This is a genomic window from Microvirga pakistanensis (assembly GCF_004458765.1).
In the GTDB taxonomy this organism is placed as follows: domain Bacteria; phylum Pseudomonadota; class Alphaproteobacteria; order Rhizobiales; family Beijerinckiaceae; genus Microvirga; species Microvirga pakistanensis.
Window position 1 is genome coordinate 1 of record NZ_SPJX01000266.1, and the last position, 339, is coordinate 339.

The following is a 339-nucleotide window of genomic DNA, read 5'->3' on the forward strand; positions in this document are numbered from 1 at the left end:
GTAAGAATCCACAACAAGTTGTTCTTCATTGATGTATCTGAGGGTCTGTAGCTCAGTTGGTTAGAGCACACGCTTGATAAGCGTGGGGTCACAAGTTCAAGTCTTGTCAGACCCACCAAGTCTACTGAACACAGCAGAGCAGATATATTAAGATCTTAAGCTGGGGACTTAGCTTAGTTGGTAGAGCGCCTGCTTTGCACGCAGGAGGTCAGGAGTTCGACTCTCCTAGTCTCCACCACTACTACGCAGTTACCTGATTAAAAAAAGATTGATTATAGAAATTAATGAACTGAAGTTTATAGAGTTTATTAACTTCTGTGATTTATCACAGTGAACTAC

Annotated in this window: 2 tRNA genes; both read left to right on the forward strand. The window is 41.6% G+C overall.

What is annotated here, in order from left to right:
• Nucleotides 1–41: 41 nt before the first annotated feature.
• A tRNA-Ile gene (locus E4K09_RS14785) sits at nt 42–118 on the forward strand.
• Between the two features lie 44 nt (nt 119–162).
• A tRNA-Ala gene (locus E4K09_RS14790) sits at nt 163–238 on the forward strand.
• Nucleotides 239–339: the final 101 nt, after the last annotated feature.